Annotated in this window: 18 protein-coding genes, 1 tRNA gene and 1 other RNA gene; 5 read left to right on the forward strand and 15 right to left on the reverse strand. The window is 24.8% G+C overall.

What is annotated here, in order from left to right; all coding sequences use genetic code 11:
* Nucleotides 1-245 precede the first annotated feature (245 nt).
* Nucleotides 246-1,712, reverse strand: coding sequence for a transglutaminase-like domain-containing protein (locus MBBAR_RS05050; RefSeq protein WP_080460201.1), 1,467 nt, complete (start codon nt 1,710-1,712; stop codon nt 246-248).
* Between the two features lie 975 nt (nt 1,713-2,687).
* Here MBBAR_RS05050 and MBBAR_RS10755 point away from each other — a divergent pair.
* From MBBAR_RS10755 to MBBAR_RS05065, 3 genes are all read left to right on the forward strand, one after another.
* Nucleotides 2,688-4,454, forward strand: coding sequence for a radical SAM protein (locus MBBAR_RS10755; protein WP_080460203.1), 1,767 nt, complete (start codon nt 2,688-2,690; stop codon nt 4,452-4,454).
* 327 nt (nt 4,455-4,781) lie between these two features.
* On the forward strand, nt 4,782-5,894 hold the full coding sequence (locus tag MBBAR_RS05060; RefSeq protein ID WP_080460205.1) for a pyridoxal phosphate-dependent aminotransferase: 1,113 nt from the start codon (nt 4,782-4,784) through the stop codon (nt 5,892-5,894).
* A 232-nt stretch (nt 5,895-6,126) separates the two neighbouring features.
* The gene (locus MBBAR_RS05065) at nt 6,127-7,038 is read left to right on the forward strand and encodes a cation diffusion facilitator family transporter (protein WP_080460207.1); all 912 of its coding nucleotides are present in this window, start codon (nt 6,127-6,129) and stop codon (nt 7,036-7,038) included.
* Between the two features lie 29 nt (nt 7,039-7,067).
* Here MBBAR_RS05065 and MBBAR_RS05070 read toward each other — a convergent pair.
* The 10 genes from MBBAR_RS05070 to hdrC form a co-directional block, all read right to left on the reverse strand.
* Nucleotides 7,068-7,152 (reverse strand) — tRNA-Ser (locus tag MBBAR_RS05070).
* A gap of 340 nt (nt 7,153-7,492) precedes the next feature.
* Nucleotides 7,493-7,806, reverse strand: an RNA gene (ffs, locus tag MBBAR_RS05075) — signal recognition particle sRNA.
* Between the two features lie 480 nt (nt 7,807-8,286).
* On the reverse strand, nt 8,287-8,682 hold the full coding sequence (locus tag MBBAR_RS05080) for a CBS domain-containing protein (protein WP_080460253.1): 396 nt from the start codon (nt 8,680-8,682) through the stop codon (nt 8,287-8,289).
* Nucleotides 8,669-9,577 carry a 2-phosphoglycerate kinase gene (locus tag MBBAR_RS05085; RefSeq protein WP_080460208.1) on the reverse strand — a complete coding sequence of 303 codons (909 nt, stop codon included), beginning with the start codon at nt 9,575-9,577 and terminating at the stop codon, nt 8,669-8,671. The genes MBBAR_RS05080 and MBBAR_RS05085 overlap by 14 nt, the downstream gene beginning before the upstream one ends.
* Before the next feature lie 574 nt (nt 9,578-10,151).
* Nucleotides 10,152-11,699 (reverse strand): MFS transporter, encoded by a 1,548-nt coding sequence (locus MBBAR_RS05090; RefSeq protein ID WP_080460210.1) that lies wholly within the window; start codon nt 11,697-11,699, stop codon nt 10,152-10,154.
* Between the two features lie 13 nt (nt 11,700-11,712).
* Nucleotides 11,713-12,411: a metallophosphoesterase family protein gene (locus MBBAR_RS05095; protein WP_080460212.1), complete on the reverse strand. Its 699-nt coding sequence runs from the start codon at nt 12,409-12,411 to the stop codon at nt 11,713-11,715.
* A 316-nt stretch (nt 12,412-12,727) separates the two neighbouring features.
* Nucleotides 12,728-13,249, reverse strand: coding sequence for a DUF2096 domain-containing protein (locus MBBAR_RS05100; protein WP_080460213.1), 522 nt, complete (start codon nt 13,247-13,249; stop codon nt 12,728-12,730).
* A 307-nt stretch (nt 13,250-13,556) separates the two neighbouring features.
* Nucleotides 13,557-13,826, reverse strand: coding sequence for a DUF749 domain-containing protein (locus MBBAR_RS05105; protein ID WP_080460214.1), 270 nt, complete (start codon nt 13,824-13,826; stop codon nt 13,557-13,559).
* Nucleotides 13,827-14,167: 341 nt separating this feature from the next.
* Complete coding sequence (gene hdrB, locus MBBAR_RS05110) at nt 14,168-15,076, reverse strand: CoB--CoM heterodisulfide reductase subunit B (protein ID WP_080460254.1); 909 nt, start codon at nt 15,074-15,076, stop codon at nt 14,168-14,170.
* 22 nt (nt 15,077-15,098) lie between these two features.
* Nucleotides 15,099-16,172 (reverse strand): CoB--CoM heterodisulfide reductase subunit C, encoded by a 1,074-nt coding sequence (gene hdrC / locus MBBAR_RS05115; RefSeq protein WP_080460216.1) that lies wholly within the window; start codon nt 16,170-16,172, stop codon nt 15,099-15,101.
* 373 nt (nt 16,173-16,545) lie between these two features.
* Here hdrC and MBBAR_RS05120 point away from each other — a divergent pair, with 373 nt between their 5' ends.
* The gene (locus MBBAR_RS05120; protein WP_158082532.1) at nt 16,546-17,301 is read left to right on the forward strand and encodes an archaeosine tRNA-ribosyltransferase; all 756 of its coding nucleotides are present in this window, start codon (nt 16,546-16,548) and stop codon (nt 17,299-17,301) included.
* A gap of 226 nt (nt 17,302-17,527) precedes the next feature.
* Nucleotides 17,528-17,998 (forward strand): hypothetical protein, encoded by a 471-nt coding sequence (locus MBBAR_RS05125; RefSeq protein ID WP_080460218.1) that lies wholly within the window; start codon nt 17,528-17,530, stop codon nt 17,996-17,998.
* A 1,032-nt stretch (nt 17,999-19,030) separates the two neighbouring features.
* Here the strand turns inward: MBBAR_RS05125 and MBBAR_RS05130 are convergent.
* The 4 genes from MBBAR_RS05130 to MBBAR_RS05145 all read right to left on the reverse strand — a co-directional run bounded on the left by MBBAR_RS05130 (nt 19,031) and on the right by MBBAR_RS05145 (nt 25,255).
* Nucleotides 19,031-21,838 carry a RecQ family ATP-dependent DNA helicase gene (locus tag MBBAR_RS05130; protein WP_080460219.1) on the reverse strand — a complete coding sequence of 936 codons (2,808 nt, stop codon included), beginning with the start codon at nt 21,836-21,838 and terminating at the stop codon, nt 19,031-19,033.
* A gap of 417 nt (nt 21,839-22,255) precedes the next feature.
* Nucleotides 22,256-22,660, reverse strand: a complete 405-nt coding sequence (locus MBBAR_RS05135; RefSeq protein ID WP_080460221.1) for a type II toxin-antitoxin system VapC family toxin — start codon at nt 22,658-22,660, stop codon at nt 22,256-22,258.
* A gap of 2 nt (nt 22,661-22,662) precedes the next feature.
* Nucleotides 22,663-23,106, reverse strand: a complete 444-nt coding sequence (locus tag MBBAR_RS10225) for a hypothetical protein (RefSeq protein WP_080460223.1) — start codon at nt 23,104-23,106, stop codon at nt 22,663-22,665.
* A gap of 280 nt (nt 23,107-23,386) precedes the next feature.
* On the reverse strand, nt 23,387-25,255 hold the full coding sequence (locus MBBAR_RS05145) for a DUF2075 domain-containing protein (RefSeq protein WP_080460255.1): 1,869 nt from the start codon (nt 25,253-25,255) through the stop codon (nt 23,387-23,389).
* Between the last annotated feature and the right edge of the window lie 11 nt (nt 25,256-25,266).

A 25,266-nucleotide genomic window follows, 5' to 3' on the forward strand; every position in this document is an offset into this window, starting at 1 on the left:
TTAATATTCTATTTTTATACATATATATTTATTGATATAGTAAAGTAGTTAAGAATAAAAGGATTATCATACTAAAAACAAATTTTAGAAAAAGCTTTAAATAGAAAATAAGAATTAAAATTGAAATTTAAAAAAGTTTAAAAGATAAGAAAAATTTAAAAATAAAAAAATAAAATTTTTGATTAAGGAAATCTTTAATTCAAAAAATAAACCTTAATCAATGAGTAATACTTAAATTATCCAAATTAGAAACTTATTGAAGAATAGTAACCATAGATTTTAGCACTACTAGGTTTCCAATTATTTACAACACCAAAACTATTTTTTGAACTTGTTGTATCCGCAACTACCCAAGTATCTCCAATAAGAACTTGAGCCCAAACATGTCCATAAGTATTTCCACTAGTAAACTGAGCTTGACCATTAGCATATCTAGCTGCTATTCCAGAAGATCTTAGTAATGCAATAAGCAAATGTGTTTTATCAACACAATTACCACTTTTAGAACTAAGTGTCCCAGTAGCTCCTTTTTTTGTGTTATAGTAAAAACTATAAGATACTTTATCCCTTACCCAGTTAAATATAGCTTTTGCTTTAGATAGCTGTGTAGTGTATCCTTTTGTTATACTTTTAGCTAATGATTGTATTTTTGCATTTGTAGATTGACAATTTTTACTAGGATTTAAGTATTTAGTTAATGATTCTCCATTATATTTACTGTTTAAAATACTAGAAGGAACTTTTTCTTTACTTGAATCTGTAGTTGGTGATGATGAACTATCTCTAGAATATTTAGGAATATACTTGTTTATTTTGTTGTTTTTACTTATTTTTACTGATAAGGAACTTGGTAACTTAGAGCCATGAGAGTTACTCCAATGAAGTAGCTTTGAAAACTGATATATTGTTGTTTGATATTGCATCTTCCCTAGTTTAGTTGATAAGTAGTTAGGTGCTTTATTATATTTCTTCATGAATTTAATAAGATTCTTTGAATATGCATAATACTGAGCTTTAGATAGTTTCCCTTTAACAGTAACACCAGTTGGTTTTGATGGGTTTGAAATCCCATACTTCACAGTAACTTGAGAATTTTTACCATTATATTTGTAATAAGTTGTTACACTCATTAAATACATAAATTCTGGCATTGAAAATTTGTATCCTGCTATAGTAACATAATTTGGTAACTTTTTGTATTTTTTAATATATTTATAGACTGAACTAGCTGCATTTAATATCTGGCTTTGGGTGAGTTTACTTGGTTTTTCATCCCCACCTGCAGCAAATTTCTTTTCAGTGTCTGTCTTTATTGATTCATGCTGATTAGTACTATTATTTGAGCTTAAATTATTAGTAATATTAGAAGAATTCACATTAGAAGAAGTTGTATTAGAAGTATTAACATTAGAAGTATCAGTATTTAATATACCATCACTAGAAACATTAGTATTATTTGAATTCAAAGTATTAGAATTGTTAGTATTTAATAGATTATCACTAGAAGTATTAATAGGATCAACAGAACTATTAACATCTGAATTTAACTGATCGTTTGAATTTAAGACATTTGATGCATCTGATTCGCCATATATTTCATTATTAACGTTATTTAAAATATTTTTATCTTCAAAATTAACATTTTCATTATAATTTACATCACTTGCAAATGTTACCCCTATAGATAAAAAGAACAGAGATAACATTACCATAAGTAATGCTTTTTTCTTTAACGAAATTTTTCCACCTCGAATTATCTCATTATCCTCATTGTCATTTTGACCTCACTTTTCAAATTAACAATTTGTATAATGGATAATTAGTATATTATACCAATCCCTTATAAACGTTTCTAAAATAAGAATAAAGAATAAAATGAGCTAATTTATTAATAATTACTATAAATTAAGGGAATACCTAGAATACAGATATAATTTATTCATATTATGCATAAACATTTAAAGTAGTAGGTTAAGTCATGCTTAGTTTTTACATGAAAATTAACCTAGTCAAAGTAAATATAGGTTAATATAAAGCTAATTATAATTTAAGCATTTATAATAAGGTATTTTAATTAAAAATAAGAGAATAATATGTTAAAAATGAGAATTTAGTTAAAAATTAACATATTGTTCAAAAATTCATTCAGTTTAAGAAAAGAAAATATAAATCTTATTTAGTCAAGATTTTTGCTATATTTTTCTACAATTTACTTAACAATTTACTTAATTTTATTATTAACTTTACTATTAATTTTAACTATTAATTCTATTAAAAATATCAATGAAAATAATAATTATAATAGTTATAATAATTATAATAATTATATTATAATAATAATAATTATAATAATATTTATAATAGTAATAATAATAGTAATAATAATTGTAATAATTGTAATATTATAATAATCTAATAATCTAATAACAATAATAAAACAGATATAATGATATTGATAAGGATAATTTTAATGGAAATAATAATGATATTATAATACAATGATAATAAAATAATGAATATTTAAAAAATATTACAACTATAAAAAATATTAAAACTATAAATCATTAAAAAATTAAATTAATATAGAATTATAAAATTAAGCATAATCAATATAAAATAATTAAAAACAATCAAGAATAATCAAAAACAATTAATAACAATTATTGAAGTATTAAAATAGAGAAATAATGATATATGAAAAAAATGTAATTATGAAAAAGCCTTTGAAGGTTGATATTAGATTTGCATCAGTTTATCCCAATGTATATAAGACAGCAATGTCCTCTTTAGGATATCAAATAATATATGGAATGATAAATGAGAGAAAAGATAGTTGGTGTGAAAGAGTGGTTTATCCAGATGCAAGAAGCATTGAATCTAACAGTCCTCTTAAAGACTTTGATATAATTAGCTTTTCACTTCAATATGAACAAGACTATTTTAATATGTTAGAAATGCTTAAAAAAGCTGAAATTCCTCTAAGAAGAAAGGATAGAAAAATAAAAGAGGATTTTGATAAAAAAAAATCTGATTATCCATTAATTATAGCTGGAGGGCCCTGTGCAACTTCTAATCCACTGCCTATTTCTGATTTTATTGATATATTCATTATTGGAGAATTTGAACCTATATTAAATGACTTTTTAGATTTATATAAAAAGTTAAAACATCCAATTAAACAATTAGAATCTTTTTTATCTTTAAAAGGAATCTATCTCCCTTCAATAGATAATAAGGTAAAAAGAATCATTGTAGAAGATATGGATCATGCTTACCATGTAACCAATCCAATAATAGCAAAAGCTGAAAAAAAAGAAGATGAAGACTCTTTACCAGTTTTTGGTAATTCAATACTTCTTAATGTATCAAGAGGATGTGCAAGAGGATGTAGATTCTGTATGTCAGGATATTTATATCGTCCACTAAGAGAAACAAAACTTCAAAAGCTATTTGATGTTGCAGAAAAAGCTAGAGCTAATACAGGCTTGAAAAAAGTTTCATTAATTGGAGCAGCTGTTTCTGATTATTCAAAGATTGATGAATTGATAAAAGGATTGTTAGATAGAGGATTTCAAATTTCAACACCTTCTATGAGAATTGAATCTATAACTACAAAATCTCTTAATTTTTTGAAAAAAAGTGGTGCTAAAACAATTACAATAGCTCCAGAGTCTATTTATCCTCTTAGAAAATCTATTAATAAAAATATACCTGATGAGAAGATATTTAAAATTATTAAAAAAGCTACTGAGTTAGGGCTTAATTTAAAATTATATTTTTTAATAGGATTGATTAATGAAACAGAAGAAGATATTGAAGAATTAGGATTATATATTAAAAAAATACATTTTTTAAAAGACAAAAACTCTATAAAGTTTAGTATTAATCCTTTAATCCCTAAACCTCATACTCCAATGCAATGGGAAGGATATGATTTAAAAGATATTAAATCTAAGATAAAATATCTTAAAAAAGAATTAAAAGGGATTGATGTTAAATTTGATAGTCCAAAAATGGGATTAATACAATATGTTTTATCTTGTAAAGGAAGAGAAATAGGAAATATCCTAGAAAAATCTCTTGATTTAAAAATTCCAATCAAAGAATGGGAAAAACATAGCAAAGGATATTATAATAATAGTAATAGTAATAATAATATTATTAGTAATACTAATATTAATAATAGTATTAGTAATAATAATATTAATATTAATACTAATATTAGTAATAATACCAGTAATATAAATAAAGTATTAGATAAAGAAAAAGAGAGTAGTAATAATAGTAATATAATGGAGAGAGTGTTAGGGTTAGAAACTAAACTTCCTTGGGAAAATATAGATATTGGATTAAATAAAAACTTTCTAAGAGAAGAAAGAAAGAAAATATTTAACTATGAAGATACTGAATGGTGTCAAAGAGCATCATGTTATAAATGTGGTAGTTGTAAATAGATACTCAGATTAATAAAATATATCATATTAGTAAAGTATTCTATTAATAAAATATTCTATCAATAAAATATCATATAATAAATCAAATATTTCATATAATTTAAAAAAAAAAAATTATAATTTAAAATATAATTATAATATAATTATAATATAATTAGAATATAATTAGAATATAATTGGAATATAATTGGAATCTAACTTGAATATGACTTGAATATAATTGGAATTAATTAAAAATTATATCAACTTAATAATTAATTAAATAACTAATTAAATAACTAATTAAAAATCAAAGAATCGAAGGAAATAAATAAAATAGTGATAACTATGGTTAAACCAGCTGAAAGACTAAAATCAATTGAATTATCCCAAATAAGAAAAATGTTCGAAGTGTGTGATGACAGTGCCATTAGTTTAGGGATAGGAGAACCTGACTTTGATATTCCTGAAAATGTTAAAATAGCTATTAATAATGCACTTGAGGAAGGTTTTACTCACTATACACATAATAAAGGGTTTTTAGAATTACGAGAAGAAATATCAAAAAAACTAAGAAGTGATAATAAAGTAAATATAGATCCTAATTCCATATTAGTTACTGTAGGAGCAAGTGAAGCATTGTATATATGTGCACAAGGATTTTTTGAAAAAGGAGATGAAATATTAATTCCAGATCCTGGTTTTTTATCATATAAAGCCTGTGTAGATATTTCTGAAGCCACAACTATTCCTGTTGAAGCAAAAATTAGTAATGATTATAAAATTAAGCTTGAAGATGTAGAAGAAAAAATATCATCAAAAACTAAAGCATTCATAATGAATTCTCCTTCAAATCCAACAGGAGCAGTTATGGATAAAAAAGACATTAAAGCTATTGCTGATTTAGCTACTGATCATGATTTTATCATAATTAGTGATGAAATTTATGAAAAGATAATATATGATAAAAAACATTACTCTCCCAAACAATTTACTGATAATGCTATTATTATTAATGGTTTTTCTAAAACTTATGCAATGACTGGTCTTAGAATAGGTTATTTGGCTGGAGAAGAAGAAATAATTGAAGAGCTACTTAAAGTGCATCAATATAATACAGCTTGTGCTCCTTCAATTTCACAAATAGGTGGGTATGAAGCATTAAAAGGACCCCAAGGATATGTTAAAACCATGGTTAAAGAATTTAAAAGACGAAAAGATTTAATTTCAAAACGTTTAGATGATTTAAATCTAGAATGTACTCCTTTAGAAGGAGCATTTTATGCATTTCCCCAAGTAGAAAATGCTAAAGATTATGTTAAAAAAGCATTGGATGTTGGTGTTATCACTGTTCCTGGAAGTGGATTTGGTCAAACATGCGAATGTAATGTAAGAATGTCATATGCAAACTCTTATGAAAACATTGAAGAAGCTATGAATAGATTAGAGAAAATCAAATAATAAAACATGAAAAATAATATTAAATAATAACAAAAACATTACAACAATAACAAAAATATTACAACAATAGTAGCAAAATAATAAAAATACTAAAATAATATATAGTATTAAAATAATAATAAAAAATATTAAAATAATAATAAGAATAATAATAGTAAGAATAATAAAAAATATTAACAATAATATAATATTACATATAAATTTTAAAAAGCAAACCAAAGGTTGTGTTTAAATAGAACATTTTAAACGAAATAAAGAAGGAAAAAAAGCAGCTACAATAGGAATAGCTGGAAATATATTTTTAACAATTTTTAATATAACCATTGGAATAATTTCAGGTAGTTTTGCTCTTGTAGCTGAGGGAGCACATACACTATCAGACATAGCTACCTCAGTTATAGCTTATGTTGGTTTTAAAATAGGTCAAAAACCTCCTGATGATGAACATCCATTAGGACATGGAAGAGCTGAAGCAATAGCAGGTCTTGTTATAGTTATATTCTTAACATTAATAGCTTATGAAATAATAAGTTTAGCAATTGAAAAACTATTTTTCGGAAGTAATATATCCTCACCAACATATTTAGCAGGAATAATGGCATTAGCAGGGATAATAATTAATATATTTATGAGTAGGTATATTATAAACGTTGGAAAAAGAATAAACAGTCCTGCAATAGTGGCTGATGGTAAACATCAGCAAATGGATATATTATCATGTATAGCTATTCTAATTAGTGTTATCTTATCACAGTTTGGTTATACTTTTTTAGATCCATTAGTAGGATTAATTATAGGAATATTTGTATTGAAAGCTGCCTTTGAAGTTGGAAGAGATAATATAAATAACATAATGGGAAAATTACCATCAAAAGAATTGATTGATGAAATTAAAGAAATTTCTAATTCTATAAATGGAGTTTGTGGGGTTCACAGTATAAGAGTGAATTATTTTGGTTCATATGCAACACTAACACTACATGTTGAAGTTAAACCTGATTTATCATTGAAAAAATCACATGAGATAATACATAAAGTTCAAGATAAGCTAACAGAAAAAATAGATATAGTTCAACTAGTAATAGCACATGCCTGCCCATATGGAGAAGAATATGACCACAAAGAACCTCTTGATAAAATGTAATACATGATTTATCAATCCAAAAAAAGAAACGCCGGGGACGGGATTTGAACCCGCGAGATCCAAGGGATCATTGGATTAGCAGTCCAACGCCGTACCAGGCTGGGCCACCCCGACATATGATTTTTAAAATATTTACTAAATAATTAAAATAGCTTTAGTATTTTTTATTTTATTTTTAGTAATTTACTATTTTAATTTAATGATTTATGCTATTTAAAACAGCTATCTTGTATTTGTATGATTTTACTTATAAACCTTATGCTATTTCATTTACATACTATATATAAAAAGACTATAATTGTTTATATTAAAACACCATATTAGTATCTCTATTAATATTAGCTGAAAAACTCTAAAAATCTATTTTAATATTATTTCAAAATAATTAGTTTAATTATTTAATTATAATATTCAATTTATCAATTAAGTATAATATTTGAAATTATAATAATCATAAACGGCATGTTCAGAAGTGGACTAGTATCAATAATAACAGTACTCTCAAAAATCAACTCCGCCCCGCTAATCTACAAGCATCAAGTGTTTATGGTAGAGCTGCTCCTTTCCAGGCCTGACACGTTCCCACAAAAAACATAATTAATCTTAACCCTCCAGTTAAAACCTTATGACCAATGATCCTGTAGGACGAGGTTTCTATATCAATTTTCAAGGCTGTTATTAAATCCAAAAGCCGCCTTCTGAACTTCAACTGCACCTAAGGGGGTGTGTGCTTACAGAGGACCCCTAACCCTCCAGTCTAGCCAATAAAGATATTGTTTTTAATGTTATATAAATGTTTTTAAATTGGTTATAAATTTATAAATAAAATTTATAAATAATATCAAAATTCTATTAAAAAATACTCAAAGATATTTAAAAATGATTAAAAATATTTAAAAATGTTTAAAAATAATAGAAGTGGTTAAAAATAATTAAAAATATCTTTTTAAAAATTAGAAACAAAATAATGATTAAAAAATGCATTTATTCTCAAATATCAAAATAAAAACAAAACCAAATTAAAAACAAATTAAAAAATTAAAAATAGTTAGATAAAAAAGAAAAAAATTACAAAAATAATATGAAATGTAATATAAAAAACAATATGAAAAGCAATATGAAAAATAATGAATGAAAAATAAATGAAAAAGTAATAATAATCTGAAATAATGTAAGAATATTACAATTTTATAATACAATTATTTAATTGTATATAACAATATAAACTCCTAAATATCAACGCCATAATTATTTAAGAGCTTTTATAATATCTCCATCAGATATTATCCCAACAAGGTTACCATTTTCTAAAACAGGAAGCTGGTTTACAATGCTACCACCAGGAGCATTCTCTTCCATAGCACAAATAGCATCATATAAAGATTCTTCAGGACTTACTGAAGTTACATTTTTAACCATTACACTTGAAACTTTTGTTCCTAATTTATAATTGTCTAATATCAAATTATATCCTAAATCTGAAGCTGTAACGATCCCAATCATCTTTCCATCTTCATCTAAAACTGGAAGAGCACTGACCTTGTTTTTCATTAATTTTTCAAATGCAAATACAACATCTTCATCAGGATTCGTAGTGAAAACATTTTTAGTCATTACCTCACTTATTTTTTTATTTTTTAACATCATTTATACCTCCATAAGTCTCAGTTATATGTTTTATTATTGAATCTATAGTAGTTACAACATCAATATTTTCAATAGCAGGAACATCGAACTTACTTGCTTGTGATTCAAAATATTTATGAGTTTTTCTAATTGCAAAAAAGTTATCTAAATATCTTTGAAGAGGTCTTCTAGCCCACATCTGCCTACACCTTGAGTAAAACCTACCCTTATGTATTTCTTTATCTTGTAATGTCAATACAAACATTACAACATTATTTTTTTCAATTAATTCTTGTTTAATAAATCCTGGAACTACATGAACTCCTTCAATGACAATGCTTATCCCTTCTTTTAAAGATCTTTCGATAACCGCATCAATTCCAACACTCACAGTATCTACATGATCTCTAAATCCAGCTAAAACATCATCAAACTCGGGAGGAGGGGGAACTCTCATTCCCTTATATGCTGTAAAGCTTGATTCATGTATAACAGGAATTAATTCCTTAGATACAATTTTACGCATAACTTCACGAATCATATCAGTACTTATCATATTTCTAATACCTAAACGATTAGCTATTTCAAAAGCTATTGAAGAAGTTCCAACACCAGAAGCCCCACCAATTAATATAATTAAAGGTTCAGTCCCTTTTTTTATCTGTCTCCAAGCAATATATTTTTCAGCTATCTCTGGGTCTTCATCCCTTAAATCATCTACAATAAGCTCAACTAATTCATCAATAGTGATTAAACTCAAGTTTTTATCTTTTAATTTAGCTTCTATACAAGAAGCAAAAGCATAAGCTTTATTAGGTCCCATTTCTGCCCTTGTAAGTGATCTTGAAAGAACGCCTTTTGAAAAAGGTTCAGTATATACTTTTCCACTAACTTCTCCTTGTACCATAATCATTTAATCACCTGTTAATAAATGAAAATAAAAATGAAAATTTAGCTAAAATGATAAATAACATAAATAATTCAAATTTTAATTTATATATTATGAAAAATAGCTATTTAAATAATATAGCTAATTTAATAATTTATTGAATTAACTAACACTAAATTTGAATAAACCTTAGTTAAATAAAAATGCTTAATCAATTATAATAAGTACAGATAACTCAACTAATATTTAGTTAAAAATAGATAATTAACTAAAATATTCACAACTAATTATATATTATCTAAAGCATTTAATATAATTTTTTATTTATTTCTGTTAAAAATAGTTTCTATTAAACAATTAAAAATAATCATTTCTAATAAAAAAAATATTAAAAAATATAATAAAAATTAAATATTTAAATAAAATATCATAAAAAATGTATCAACTTAATAATTAAATTAGTAATTAAATTAATAATTAACCTAGAATCTAATAAATCCCTTAATATTTTTTTATCAGAATTAAATTAATAATTAAATTTATAATTAAATTAATAATTAACTTAATATTATAAAATTTAATATAAAATGTTAATTTATCAGCCAATCATTTTTTTATTAGATTTCATCCCTACCAAAGAAGCTATAACAGCTATGAAACAAAGAACAGTGGAAAATACACAAGCTATTTGAGAACTTAGTATTAAAAGTGAGAAATATCTAGGAATAATCGGAACCGAGCCCATTATCACGGCAAAAATAACAGTAAGCATACCTAAACTCATTGTCTGACCAATAACCCGCACTGTAGAAACAGTTGCAGATGCGAGAGATGCAAACTTCCTTGGAACTGAACCCATAATCGAATTAGTATTCGGTGAAGAAAATATCCCATAACCAATACCTTGTAATACCATAGAAGCTACAATAACATATAAAGGCATAGATTTATCTAAAAATATTAAGATAAAGATAGCCACTGTAACAAAAACCATACCTAAAGATGCGAGTTTTTGAGGCTCAATCTTATCAGATAGTTTACCTGAAAATGGTGCAATTAATGCCATGAGTGCAGGAGTAACAATCAGAATCAAACCAGTTGTTTGAGGATCCATATGCCTTATATACTGTAAATGATAATTCAATATATAAGTTACTATAAAAGTAGCTAGATAACTTATTAAAGCTGCTAATGTAGATGAAGAAAATTTTAAATTCTTAAAAAACTCAACATGAAAAACGGGAAATTTCTGTCTTAATTCCCAAAAAGCAAACCCTGCTAAAAGAATCAAACCAAAAACTGTTAAAAATACTCCAGTTAACTGATTCAATATAGTAAAACCATACATAAATAAAAGTATTCCAATAGAATAAACAAACGTACCTATAAAATCAAATGGATCTTCTTTACCAGTGACCCATTCATTTTTAACCTTAAATATTAATATAGCTAATGGTATAATTAATAAAGGTAAAGTAAGATAAAAAATACTAGGCCATCCTAAATTTTTAGTCAATATTCCTCCTAAAACAGGTGCAAGAGTTAATCCAATATAAACACTAGATATTGTTATTCCAATCCCCTTTCCTCTTTCTTTAGGAGGTAAAGCTTCAGTTACCATTGCAAGAGAAGCTATATTTAACATAGATGCTGCAATTCCTTGAATAACTCTAAAAAATATTAAATGATAAGCAGAAAATGAAATAGATGCTCCAACAGACCCTACAAAGAAAATCAATATTCCGAATATAAAAAATTTTTTCAATCCATATTTACCTGCTAATTTACCAAATGGAACTGAAAATATAGCTATAGAAAGTAAAAAAGATGTAGCTAACCAATTTTGAAGAATAGCATTTATAGAAAACTGACTAGCTATAGCTGGAAGAGCAACAGCTATAGCAGATGTTGAAAATGCTGTGATAAAAGATGTTAATGCTGCTAAAAAAATAATTAAGTTTTTTGAAGAATCTTTCTTCAAAATACCATCTTCATTTCCATTTAAGTTAAAAGAAGAAATATTCTTATTTTTATCTTCAAAAATCTTTTTATCCTCAGAAATACCATTATCTTCAGAAGTATTATTTTCAAAAGTATTGCTAATAGTTCTAGGAATATCTTTTAGAAACTCATGAACATTTACCATTTTATACCCCTATTTATAATTTAATAAAATTAGCTATAATGTTATTATTTTTATCCACTTCAATTAAACATCCATGGCCCCCCTCAAGCATTCCAGGATTAATAATTACAGTATCATCCAACATATCCATAGACATTGCTTCATGTATATGACCACATATATTTAAGCTAGGCTTATATTCTTCTATGATTCTTCTAATAGCTTCACTCCCTACATGAGAACCATCAGCAATCTTATCTGCTTCTGTATTCTTAGGAGGAGCATGAGTAACTAAAATTGGGATTTTTCCATATGGAAATTCATCGGTTGATTCTTTTACAGAATCAATATTTTTTGATTCTAAAACAGATTTAATAGATTTATAAAGAGTATCTTCATCAAATTCACCAGGAGTATCAAAAGGTGTAGGATTAGACCCTCCAAAACCATATAAAACTAAATTTTCATATTCAATTACAGTATTATGAATACAAACAGCATTAGAATCAATTATATTTCTTTCTACATCATCAGGATCACAATTTCCAGGAATAGCAAAAATTTCAGTTACATACTCAGATAGTTTATTAATAAAGTATTCTACAAAATCTACAGGTCCAAAATTAGTTATATCTCCAGAAACAATCAATAAATCAATTTTATTATCATTTAAATAAGAATATAGCTTATTATTTTCATTACCATGAACATCACTAATAGCTAGAATATTCAAAATAGCACCTCAAAAAAATTCCTTAATAATCATATTTAATTTATGTTTTAATATTATTAAACTTTTATATCTAATTTTTAGATAATAATTTTTATGAAAATAAGAAAAAATAAACAAAAATAATTATAAAATTAAATGATTAAATAATGAAAAAATAATAAAATAAAGATAATAAACTAAAAATGATTAAATAATAAAAAAATAATAAAATAAAGAAAAAAAATAAAGAAAAATAAAAATAATAAAAATAATAAAAAAATAATAAAAAAATAAAGAAAAAATAATAGAAAATTAATTATATAATCATAAAATAAAGTTATTCATTAAAAAAAGGAGCGAACTCTTTTAATGCTTTTTTTATATTTTCAGAATCACCATAAATAGCTATAGTAATATCATCCTCAAATTCTATTATAAGATTAAAATATTCAGCTATTTCTTGAGTACGATCTTCAGATATTGGTTTTTTAAGATGAATCTTTGCAGAGGAAAATCCTGGAGGAGCACCTCCAACAAATTTAGAAGAGGACTCTGCCTGTTTGTAAATTTCTTCACCTAGATTAGCTCTTCTTAATTTATCAATCCAATCCTTATAATAATCATCATTAACTTCTTCAGCATATCCAAGAAGTTTATCTTGAATCTCTGTAATTTTAATATTAGCTTTATCAAACTCTTTAATCATGTCAGGATGTGACATGTCTTTTTTATAGAAATTAATAGACGTCTTGAGAAGACTTATATCTTTATTAACAGAACTAGGAATATCCATTCCTCTTTTTTTAAGGTCAGTAAGAAGTTCGACTAAAATTAACCAATTTTGTTCAATAGGTAACACTAAAAATCATCCCAATGCTAAATACAGTATATTAAATGTAATATAATTAATTTGAATATGAATAATTTATGATATAAATAATTTGTATAATAATATAATTGATTTATATAATAATATTTAATTAATAATATTTAATCTAAATAATAATTTAAATAATCATATTAATACTAGTATTACTAATAGTATTATTAATAGTATTACTAATAGTATTAATAATGGCATTAATAATAGTATTAATATTAATAATATTAATAATAATATTAATAATTTAAAGAATAATATCAAAAATTAAAATTGATTCTTTTTATTAACTTAAATGTCCCTCTATTATCTTTAGAGTAGTATGATTAACTTTCGCATCTGCATCTTCTAATTCATGTTTAATCTGCTCAATATTATCATAAGAATCTAAAAAAAGAACATGATGACTTTCTGTCCCAGTAATATCCAATATAGCTATTTCATCATCATCTTTGACTTCTCTTTTTTCAATTGTAGCTTTAAACTGTACATAAGGACCATATTCCTCAGGTATATCCTTAAACTTAAATATTCCACCCAATGTCGCTATAAACATTAATAATCACCATTCAATCTTTTAAAAATCTATCAATCAATATATAACTCATTTAATATCTATTGGTTTAACTAGTATAAAAAATTATTGATTTGTTGTTGATTTATAATTTTTTGTGAAATAAATCTATTATTAATAAAAATTATGGGTAAAATATAAAATAATTATTAAAAAATCATATAAATCAAAACAATGTATGATTATAAAACTAAAAATAAGATGATAATTAAAAACAAAACAAAATTAAAAACAAAAAAAAATACTAAAAAAATACTAAAAAATACTAAAAAAAAAAATAATAAAAAGTGGAAAAACCACTAAAATAGTAAATTACTGATTAATTATTCTCCACCAGTAATTTTATCAGAACTAGCAACTATTTTTGCAAGTGCTGGAGCAGAATCAATTAAATGAGAATCTAAAGTTAACTCATCAGCACCTAATCCAAATGCTAATCCTAATAGTTGAGCTAAATGGAAAACAGGAATACCAAAATCAGTATTATACATTTTGTTTACTTCAGTTTGACCTACGTCAAATTGTAAGTGACAGAATGGACAAACATCTACAATAGCATCTACACCTGCTGCAGTCATATTATCAAGTTTTTCTTTAGTAAAGCTTGCAGTTACATCTAAATCTCTAGATCTAAGACCTCCACCTGCACCACAACACATCATTTTGTCTTTGTAAGGTACAGATTTAGCACCAGTAGATTCAACTAATTCATCTAAAATAGTTGGTTTTTCTGCATTATCAATTTGAATCTCATCAGATGGTCTTAAAAAGTGGCATCCATAGTGGACAGCTACATTTAAATCTAATGGGTTGGTTACTAATTCAGAAAGTTTGTCAACACCAATATCATTGTATAAAATTTGAGCAAGGTGTTTTACTTCAATAGAACCTTTATATTCCCTACCAGTTTCAGCTAAAACTTCATTAATTTCATTTTTCATTTCATTATCATGTTTTAGCATATGGTTAGTTTCAAATAAAGATCCGAAACATCCATTACATTCAGTCATTATGTCATAGCCCATATCTTCTGCAATAGTAATATTACGAGCAGCGATAGAAGCCCATGTTTTTTTATCAAAAGAACCAAATACACCAGGAGCAGGACAACAGGAAGCTCCAGCCATATCATTGAGTTCTATATCAAGTTTATCAAATAAAATTCTTGTTGCTTTTTCAATACCAGGATAACGGTTGTTCATAATACAACCTAAGAAATATGCGATTTCCATTATTATTCCTCCAGTAAAAAATTTATTCAAGCTCTCCAGTAGCTTTGTTGAATCCAATTAAGTCATCGAATCCAGTAATTTCACAGATTTTTTGTACTTCTTCTAAAGCTTCTGGGTGGGAGTGAGTAGTTGGTGGTAATTCATCAAGTCCAACTCTTTTTCTAAGTTCTTTGGTTGCATCATTAATTGGTACACCATGACCAGTTTTTATAACAAAAGAACCAGTAGCCTTGTGTGCAGGAGCCATAAATCCGTTTTGTGCAGCAACATTTCTTGCCATTTTGACTATTTCTACAATTTTGATTTCACGAGGACATCTTTCTTGGCAAGTATAACAAGTACTACACATCCATAAGGAATCATCAGAAATTACTTCATCTTTTAATCCCATAAGACATTTTCGTACTAATTGTCTTACTCTGTATGGAGTTCTTCTTCCAGAAGGACATCCACCAGTACAAGTTCCACATTGGAAACAAATTTCTACAGAGTCAATTCCAGCATCTTTAAATATTTGAGTAAATTCTGGATCAACATTTCCTAATGTTAATTTTTCTTCTTCATTTAATAGAGTCATAGTATCTCTCTTTTCTTCTTTATTCTTAGAATCATTATCTGAATGATCTTCAGTATCTTCATCTTCAGAATCATCAGCTTTTTCATCTACAGATTTAACTTTATCAGCTTTCTCAATAGTATCTTCAATACTATTTTTAACTTCATCAGCAACTTCTTTAATATCTTCTTTGACCCCTTCAACCTTTTCTTCAATTTTTTCTTTAGTTTCAGAAGGTTTATTTTTAGATTTATTTTTAGAAGTTATTGTTGGATTTTCTACCTCAACTACTTCAATTTTAATATTTTCAGTTTCAGTAGATTTAGTATAATTAGCTTTTTTAGAAACATCTTGAGAATTTTTATTTGTAGAAGATAAAGCTTCTTTTTCTTCTTTTGTATTTGAGTTTGTCTGTTCAGGTCTCAAATCAGATGGTTCACCTGATTTTTTCCGATCCAATACCTTATCTTCAGAATTATTCTCAACTACATCATTGTTTGACCCTGTAAATAGAGCCTTTAGACGTTTGAAAACAGACATTTAAAACACACCTTGGAAAATCATTGAAAAGTATTTAATACATTTCTTAAATCCTTAATTATAATTAGAAAAACTCTATATATAAAGGTTACTAAAAATTTCTAAAGTGTAACCCAAAAGGCAACAGTTTTTTTATTTTTTATATTTCATTGATAAAATCTCTTTATTAATAAAATCTAAAATTATAATATTATAATCTAAAATTATAATTTTATTATATATCATATTACATAATACCTAAAATTACATAATACATAAATTACTAATATTAAAAATTATTAAACAATAAATTGTTATATTAAAAGAATTATTCATTATAACAAGAATTTATTATAAAAAATATTCTCATAAAGAGATTATAAAGGGATAACAAATGGTAGAAAAATTTGAAATAAAAAGTCATGATGGACCAGGAAGACTTGGAAAACTTGGAGAAATCCAAACACCAGCAATATTCGATGAAAAAGAGATCAAAAATATATTAGCTGATGATGAACAAACAGCATATAATATTGAAAGAGAAATAGCTGAATGGGGAGTTAGAAGAACTATCGAGAAAGCTAAAAATGAGAAAAATGAAAATCCCAACTCTAGGATAGCTGTTATTCAAGGCTCAAAATATGTTGATTTAAGAATTGAATGTGGAAAAAAACTTGAAGAGCTTGGATACAATGGACTCATAATAGCTAATGGAGATGACTTGTTATTACATCCCCGAGACCTTGTTAACTTAATAGTAGAACTTAGAAAAAACCTTAAACCAAACACTTACCTCATATTTACATTTGCAGAATGTTCATTCATACCCCTGCTTTCCTATATGGGAATAGATGGATTCTTAAGTGGATCAGATGAATATTATAGCTATTTAAATGTATTAACAACTCCGACTAAAAATTATGATTTAGAAGTCTATAAACTATCTGAAATGAATCAAAAACAGATAACTGAATGTAACAAGAAGACTCTTGACTTTGTAACAAGTGAAGTAAGAGAACATATGAAAAATAAGGCTCTTAGAAACCTCATTGAAGAAAGAGGAGTTACAAGTCCACAAAATGCATCTGCACTTAGAATTCTAGATAAATATCATCAAGATTATTTACAAGAAAATACTCAATTATATTAGTTTAATTCAATTATATACTTAATAATATTGTAATTTATTAAATTATATTAATTTAATAGATTATATTGATACTAAATACTAAATATATTAATATTAGCTTTAATATTAGCTTATATTAATAATTTTAATATCGAAATTTTAAAAATAAATAATAAATGTAAGCATAATAGTAAATATGAATATATAAATGTAAACATAACAGTAATATAAATATAAAGGTGTTTAAATGAAAAATAAATATTTAGCTATAATTATAGTTGTTATAATAGCTATAATAGCTTTAGTAGGGGCATTTACACTTGGAATTTTTGATAATAATCAAACTAGTGATAGTAGTGATTGGGAAGTCAAAAATTTATCTGGAATAACATTTAAAATTCCTCCAAAATATGAAAAAGGAACGATCCAAAGTGGAAATATAATTGATGGAGTAAATACAGGAAATAGCTATAAATCTGAAGATTTGAGTATCATCATCAACAGTACAAATTGGACTAATGATTTAAACAAATTTATGGATTCAGACTCAGCAATTATGACTGTTTTAGATATTAATGGACATGAAGTAGAAATATTTAGTGATAAGGGAACATCAAAAGCATTTTTCAAGATTAAAAATAGTACTGTAGCTATAAGTTGGTCTGGAGATAATGCAAACGGAGATATAAAAGCCCTTATTACTAGTTTTTTTAATTAAAAATAGAAAATACTATAAAATATATAATTTGGATTTATAGATAATGAACAGTTAAAAGTCATTAGCTATAAATCATATACTTTTTTAGAAAAATTTCGAAAGATTTATATATTAAAAAGAATAAAGTAACGATGTGAACATATATACAGTTCAATATATGTCATGATTCAGCTGCCTAAATACTCTCTAATAGGTAGAACTATGAGTTGATGTTTAATTAATGCAAATGTCTGTTACCCATAATTATCTTCTCAACCTAGGATATAAAAACAAACACTGTTAAAAACACATATGCATATAATAATTAATCATCAACCCATCTATTTTTAAAGAAGGTTTTAATAATAAAATTTATAGATAAAACTCATTTTAGATAATTATTTTTTTTAAATACTAAAAATATTAGCTAAGATACTTTAAAAATAAGTATAGTTTTCTATAATTATAAAAATTTTTATTTTTATAAAATTAAGAAATCTTTGATTTTTTAATAATTATAAAAAATATTTCGAAAGATTTATATATTAAAAAGAATAAAGTAACGATGTGAATATATATACAGTTCAATATATGTCATAATTTACCTACCTAAATACTCTCTAATAGGTAGAAAATGAATTGATGTATTAGTTTTTAATATATGTGTATGATACCCACAACTATCTTCTCAACCTAAGATATTAAAATAAAACATATACAATAAAAAAACAGTATCATCAATTCATCTATTTTTTAAATTAAATATTATAATTTATATTTTTAACTTATTGTTTTATTAATTGTTTGTTATTTTAATAAATAAATTTATCTTTTATATTAATTTCAACTTTACAATAAAAATAATAATAGCTAAATAGGCAAATAACTGAATAATAACAGATGAATAGCTAAATAGCTGAATAGTAAACAGATGGATAGCTGAATAGGTAAATTAAAAAATCTATATAGTAATTGTTTAAATCTAATTGCTTAATAAATATTAATATTTGTTTTCTGAATTTAAACAATCCTAATTTTATATTAATTGTTTGGTCAATTAAATTTATTTCTCTTTTGACATAATCCATGACAAAAATTGACATATTTTTGCATTTCTTTTATTACTTTAACTTCCACATTAAGATTAAATTCTTTAAATACGTTTATTGTATCTTTATTCTTTCCATGTTTCTCTTTTTCTTTCTTAGGTAAATTATTAAAAATTTTCATTATTCTAATGTCTTCTTCTTTAATCTGATGGTTAATTGCGAGTAAATATCTATCACCATCTTTTAGTAAACTTAACAAATCTACTTTCTTTTCTAATAGATCTTCATAACTTAAATTAAAAGGATTTTCAATATTTTTACTTTCATTTTCCAAAACAAAATTTTTAATTTTTTCCATCAAACCATTATCAATTGAATCACTAATAATTGAATTATCTTTTTCATCACCAATATTATCAGTACTAGTAATAATATTATCAATACTCTCATTACTATCAATAATATTATTAATATTATTAATACCCCTATTAAAATCAATATTATTATCAATATCCCTATTAACATCATTAATATTATCAGTACCAATATCACTATCAATAATATTATTAAAAGCTTTATTAGAATTATTATTAAATGTGATTTTTCCTTTATTATTAAATTCTATAGGAGAAAAAGTGTCATCCTGAGGTTTTGATTCTTCTAATTTATTTTTTACTTCATTATCTATATATTCTACATTAATATTGTTATATAGATTTTCAGGTCCATAATTATCTGAATTAATTGAGTTAATTTTTTTAAAGCTATATTCTTTCTTTATTCCAGATTTATAAGTATTTTCTTGAGATCCGGTGGATTTATCAATATACTCTTTTATCACATTAATAAATAAATCTCCATAGTTTTTTAACTTATTTTTACCTACACCAGAAATCTCTAAGAATTCACTTTTAGAAATAGGCAATTCATTACACATATTTTTTAAAGTAGAATCATGAAAAATCATAAAAGGAGGAATATTTTTATCTCTTGCAAGTTTTAATCTAAGTTTTCTTAGCTTTTCAAACAAAATATCATTATTTTGATTACCCTGAGAAGATTTATCTATTTTATTTTTATCAGTCTTACTTTTATCTATTTTATTCTTATCTATCTTATCATTATTTATCTTAACATTATTTATATTATTATTATCTATCTTATTCAAATTTTTATCAATATTAGTTTTATCAATATTAGGAACAATTTTTGAATTATTTTTACCATTGTTTGTTTTTTCTTTAAATGTATTCAATTCATCCTTTGAAATTTTCATATTTAGAGATACTAAACCATTAATAATATCTTCATAATTCTTTCCTAATTTAATTACAGGATACCTATTACCAGAAATCCTAAGATATTTTTTATTAACTAAAAAATCAATGATTAAAGCAATTTCTTCTTTAGACTTATGATTTAATTTATTAAAAGCAGGACTTTTATCAAGCCCTAAATCTCTTATTTTTTTAGTATTGCTTCCTTTTAAAATATTAGTTATTATTCCTTTTCCAAAGCTTTTATTAAGATTATTGATATAGTTTATAGCTGAGATTATGTGAAATGTTTCCTCTTCAACATCTAATTCATCAAAATCTCCAGTACAATTAAAACAATTCCCACAATAACCATTTGTATTTTCACCAAAATAATTTAGTATATATTGTCTATAACAGTCCCTTGTTGTACAATATTCTTGAATTTTATTTAATAATTGAAAATTTTGATTTATCACTTTCTTTTTTAATTCATCATTTTTATAATCATATTCAGCTGTTTTCTCTATTAAAAATTTATTTATCATCACATCTTGAGGAGAATAAAGTAAAATACATTTAGCTGGTGAACCATCCCTTCCTGCCCTACCAGCTTCTTGATAATAATTTTCTAAATTTTTTGGCATATTATAATGGATAACAAAATTTACATTAGATTTATCTATTCCCATTCCAAAAGCATTAGTAGCTACAATAATAGGCATTTCATCTAAAATAAACTTTTCTTGATTAATATTACGTTCATTTTTAGCTAAACCTGCATGATAACGAGTTACATTATATCCATCGTCAATCAATTTACTATATACTTCTTCTACTGCTTTTCGAGTATTACAATAAATTATACCAGAACTGCCCTCTTCAGACACTAATATCTTAAGAAGTTCTTGAAATTTTTTCTTAGGTTTTCGAACTTCAAAATACAAGTTTTCCCTATCATAACCAGTATTAACAATTTCAGCTTCTTTAAGACCAATTTTTTTAACAATATCCTTTTTAACATTTTCAGTAGCAGTTGCTGTAAAAGCAGATATAACAGGGGTTCCTTCAAGTTTAGATATAAAATCACGGATTTTAAGATAAGAAGGTCTAAAATCATGCCCCCACTGAGAAACACAATGTGCTTCATCAACCGCAACCATACTTATCTTATTTTTTTCAACAATTTCTAAAAAATCCTCTGATTCCAATCTTTCTGGAGCAATATAAATAATTTTATATTTTCCACTATTGATATCATTTATTACAGAATAATATTCACTAGGAGATAAAGAAGAATTAATATAAGCAGCATCAATACCACTTGCCTTAAGAATATTCACCTGATCTTTCATTAAAGAAATAAGTGGAGATACAACAATAGTAAGCCCATCAAAAATTAGCCCAGGCAATTGATAACAAATAGATTTTCCAGAACCAGTTGGCATTATCCCTAAAACATCTTTACCTGATAAAATATAATTAATCAAATCTTCCTGACCTGAAATGAATGAATCATAACCAAAATAATTCTTTAAAAGTTGTTTAGATTCCATGTTATCCCAAATGTTTTTTTTTGTTTAATTGGTTTTTATTAATGATTTAAATATAATCAATCTATTAAATCAAACCAATCTTCATATATAATTGCTTCTTTATACCGATATAACTTTTATAACTAAGTTTATCATAAAAATCATTAACATATAATTTAAATTTTTACTAATATAAAGAAATACCAAGCATATGAAAAGTAATATATGTCTAAAAAACATATACGATAAAAAATAGTAACATGAATTCATCTATTTTAAATTATAAAATAATTATTAAATATTTTTAAATTATAGAGTAAAAACAAATATAAACATGATTAAAAAATGAAATTCTCTTTTTAAAACCTATAAAATCTTTTAAAAGTATAAATAAATTGAAAATAAGGATAATCATTAATAATAATTAGAAAAATAAGCTCAACAAATTTTAACAATGCCCTCAATATTATCAAAATGATCATCAAAAGTAGCTATCTTTTCAATACCTAAATCTTTCATTAATGCCACATATACACAGTCAAATAAAGATATTTTTTCTTTATTTCTATTAAATTCCCTTTTAAGTATATCAAATCCTTTATTATAAAAATTAGTATCATTTAAAACTTTATAAGCAATATTCAATTCTTCATAAACTTCTGATATTAAATCTAGGTCTAGCTTTAATTTAATGTTCATAACAGTTATAACTTCCATTATTACAAGATTAGATATTATCTTTTCTTCATTCTCAATTAAATTATATATTTCATTAGCTCTTTCATGCTCATTATTTGTTTCAACATATAAATTAATTAAGAAGTTAGCATCTAAAAAAATCATAATCAATACTCCATATTTCTTATTTCTCTTATTGCTTTAGATGTGTCAAATGGTTTTTCTGTTTTAATTATACCAATCATTTTTCTACTTTTTTCAGGATCTGGATTATAAGTATCTTTATTAAGTATCAAATGTTCAGGTATTTTATTTTTTGTCTTAGCATTAATTCCTTTTTCTATTATTTCATTTATAGCTTCTTCTTCACTTATTTTTTCATTTTTAGCTATTTTACTAATTTTTTTTAATAAATTAGGGTTTATACTTTCTATTAATATAATTCCAGCATCATCTTTAATTAAGCTATTATCTCCATTATTATCCTTTAAGCCTTGTTTAATGAATTTTTCTAACAACTTAGTTTGACTAGTTCCGAGTTCAACAGCTTTCATCTTTAAATCTTTTAATAAATCTATGTTTAATGTAAAGCTAGTTTTTTTCTTAGACATTTATAAACACCTGTTTAATATGATTATTATATAGTTATATTATGAAATTATCCTTATTTAGTTATTTCGGTATTTCCTTAAATAGGTATTTATTTTAAAGTTATCAGTTCATAATAATCTAAAAAAAATTTAATGCATAAAAAATTTAAAAATAACCTATATCTAAATTGATAATCATAAATTTTAAGTAGTATTTAATTATTTAACAAATTTTATATTAAATAAAATACTATTAAAAATCATGAAAACTATATAATTAATTATTATCTAATTATTAGTTTTAAGCTAGTTTACCCTTAAAATAATCTTGCAAATTTTCATCAACACAATAAATATAACAACCTTTCATTCCTCGTGTCATTAAAGTCCTATAAGTATTTTTTATAATTTCATCAGCTATTTTAACAGCTTTTTCTGGTTCTTTTTTATATAATGTCTTGATCCCTTTTAACGATTGATCTGTTCTAGCTCTTTTAAAAAAATCAGTTATTATTTCCCCATCTTCATATCTCATATCTTCTCCTATGATTACTCCAACATAATCAAATTCAAGACCTTGAGATGTATGAATGCATCCTACTTGATCAATAGATGTTTCCCCTATTGCCCACAACTCATTATTCAAATTCCAACTCATTTCAAAGTTTTTTTCCGGAATTGATATATCATGAACATATGGATCATTTTTACCTTTACCATCCCAATTCCAACAATATCCTGCAAGAAGTCTTGATTTATTGTTTCGTTTGTTTTTGTTATATATTATCTCTTTTAATTCTAAAGGACTATCTACTACTTTAAATTCATAATCAAAATTATCTTCCCAATCAAAATTAGCTGTTTTTTCGATTTCCAATACATTATTTAACCAAGAAAGATAACCATCTGATCCATTACATCTGAATTGTGATTCTAGTTTCATTTCTTTATATTCTGCATTAAATTCTTTTGCAAAATGTTTTATTGTTTGAATATCACCAACGTCTTTCATTGTTACTCTTTGATATTCATCAATAAAGAAAATTGAACATTTAGAAGCGTTTATTATCTCTTTAATTTGATGTTCGCCTTGATTTCCATAGAATCCACTTTTTTCATTTAATCTATGGGCTTCATCTACAACTAAAGAATCAAAAGTATCTTTTTCAGAATTCATATAGGTTCCAGATGATTTAAATAAATTTTTAACATATTCTTGAGTATATTCTCCTTTAAGTTTTTTAAAGAAAACATCTCGAGGAGCTGAATTTTTTGTAACGTATTGGGAAACCATTTTATTATTAATAAACTCAACTAATAGATTAATAGCTACTACAGATTTTCCAGTTCCTGGACCTCCTTTTACAACTAAAACTTTTTTATTATTGTCTTTTAGAGATGATAAAGCCATATTTTTAGCAGATTCATAAACAATTTTTTGTTCATCAATCATCATAAATTCTTTATTTCCTTTTAACATATTTAATAAAGTATCTTGTAGTCTCTTTGAAGGCCGAATTTTACCATTTTGAATATGATAAATTATATCTCTATTATCTCCATATTTTATATATTGACTAATAAATGATCTTAATTTTTCTACATCTGTTTTTCCAAATATTGGAGCATATTTAACATATTCTCCATACACATCAGTATCATTAATTGGATCATTAGGAGTGAGTTTATAATTATGTAAAAATGCACATGGATATAAACCAATATTTTCTGTTTCTACTGATTCAATAAAGTCTTCTATCAAATGTTTATATGACAATGCTTGGTAAGATGGGTGAGTAGTTTCTCTTACTCCTCTTCCAAGATAAGTTTTTACGATGCCATCTTTTTCAGATACTTTTTCAATTTTTTCCCATTGCTTTAATTCTATTATGACAGCAGCTTTATGATTACTACTACAACCACTTAAAATAAAATCTATTCTTTTAGAAGTTAAAGGAATGTTATATTCAATTGCTACTCCAGTATTATTTGGAAGGTTATTATAATTCAATACTTTATACATATATTCCATTGAATTTTCCCAAGACCTATATTCAGACGGACTTGGCTTTCCAAAACGTGTTTGACATCTGTCTGAAATTCTATCTGCAATTTCTCCAGATTCAACATCTTTCATGAATCCTTCTTTAGTTGAGTCATAGATAATCATAATACAAACCT

The sequence above is a fragment of the Methanobrevibacter arboriphilus JCM 13429 = DSM 1125 genome, from assembly GCF_002072215.1.
Classification (GTDB): Archaea; Methanobacteriota; Methanobacteria; order Methanobacteriales; family Methanobacteriaceae; genus Methanobinarius; species Methanobinarius arboriphilicus.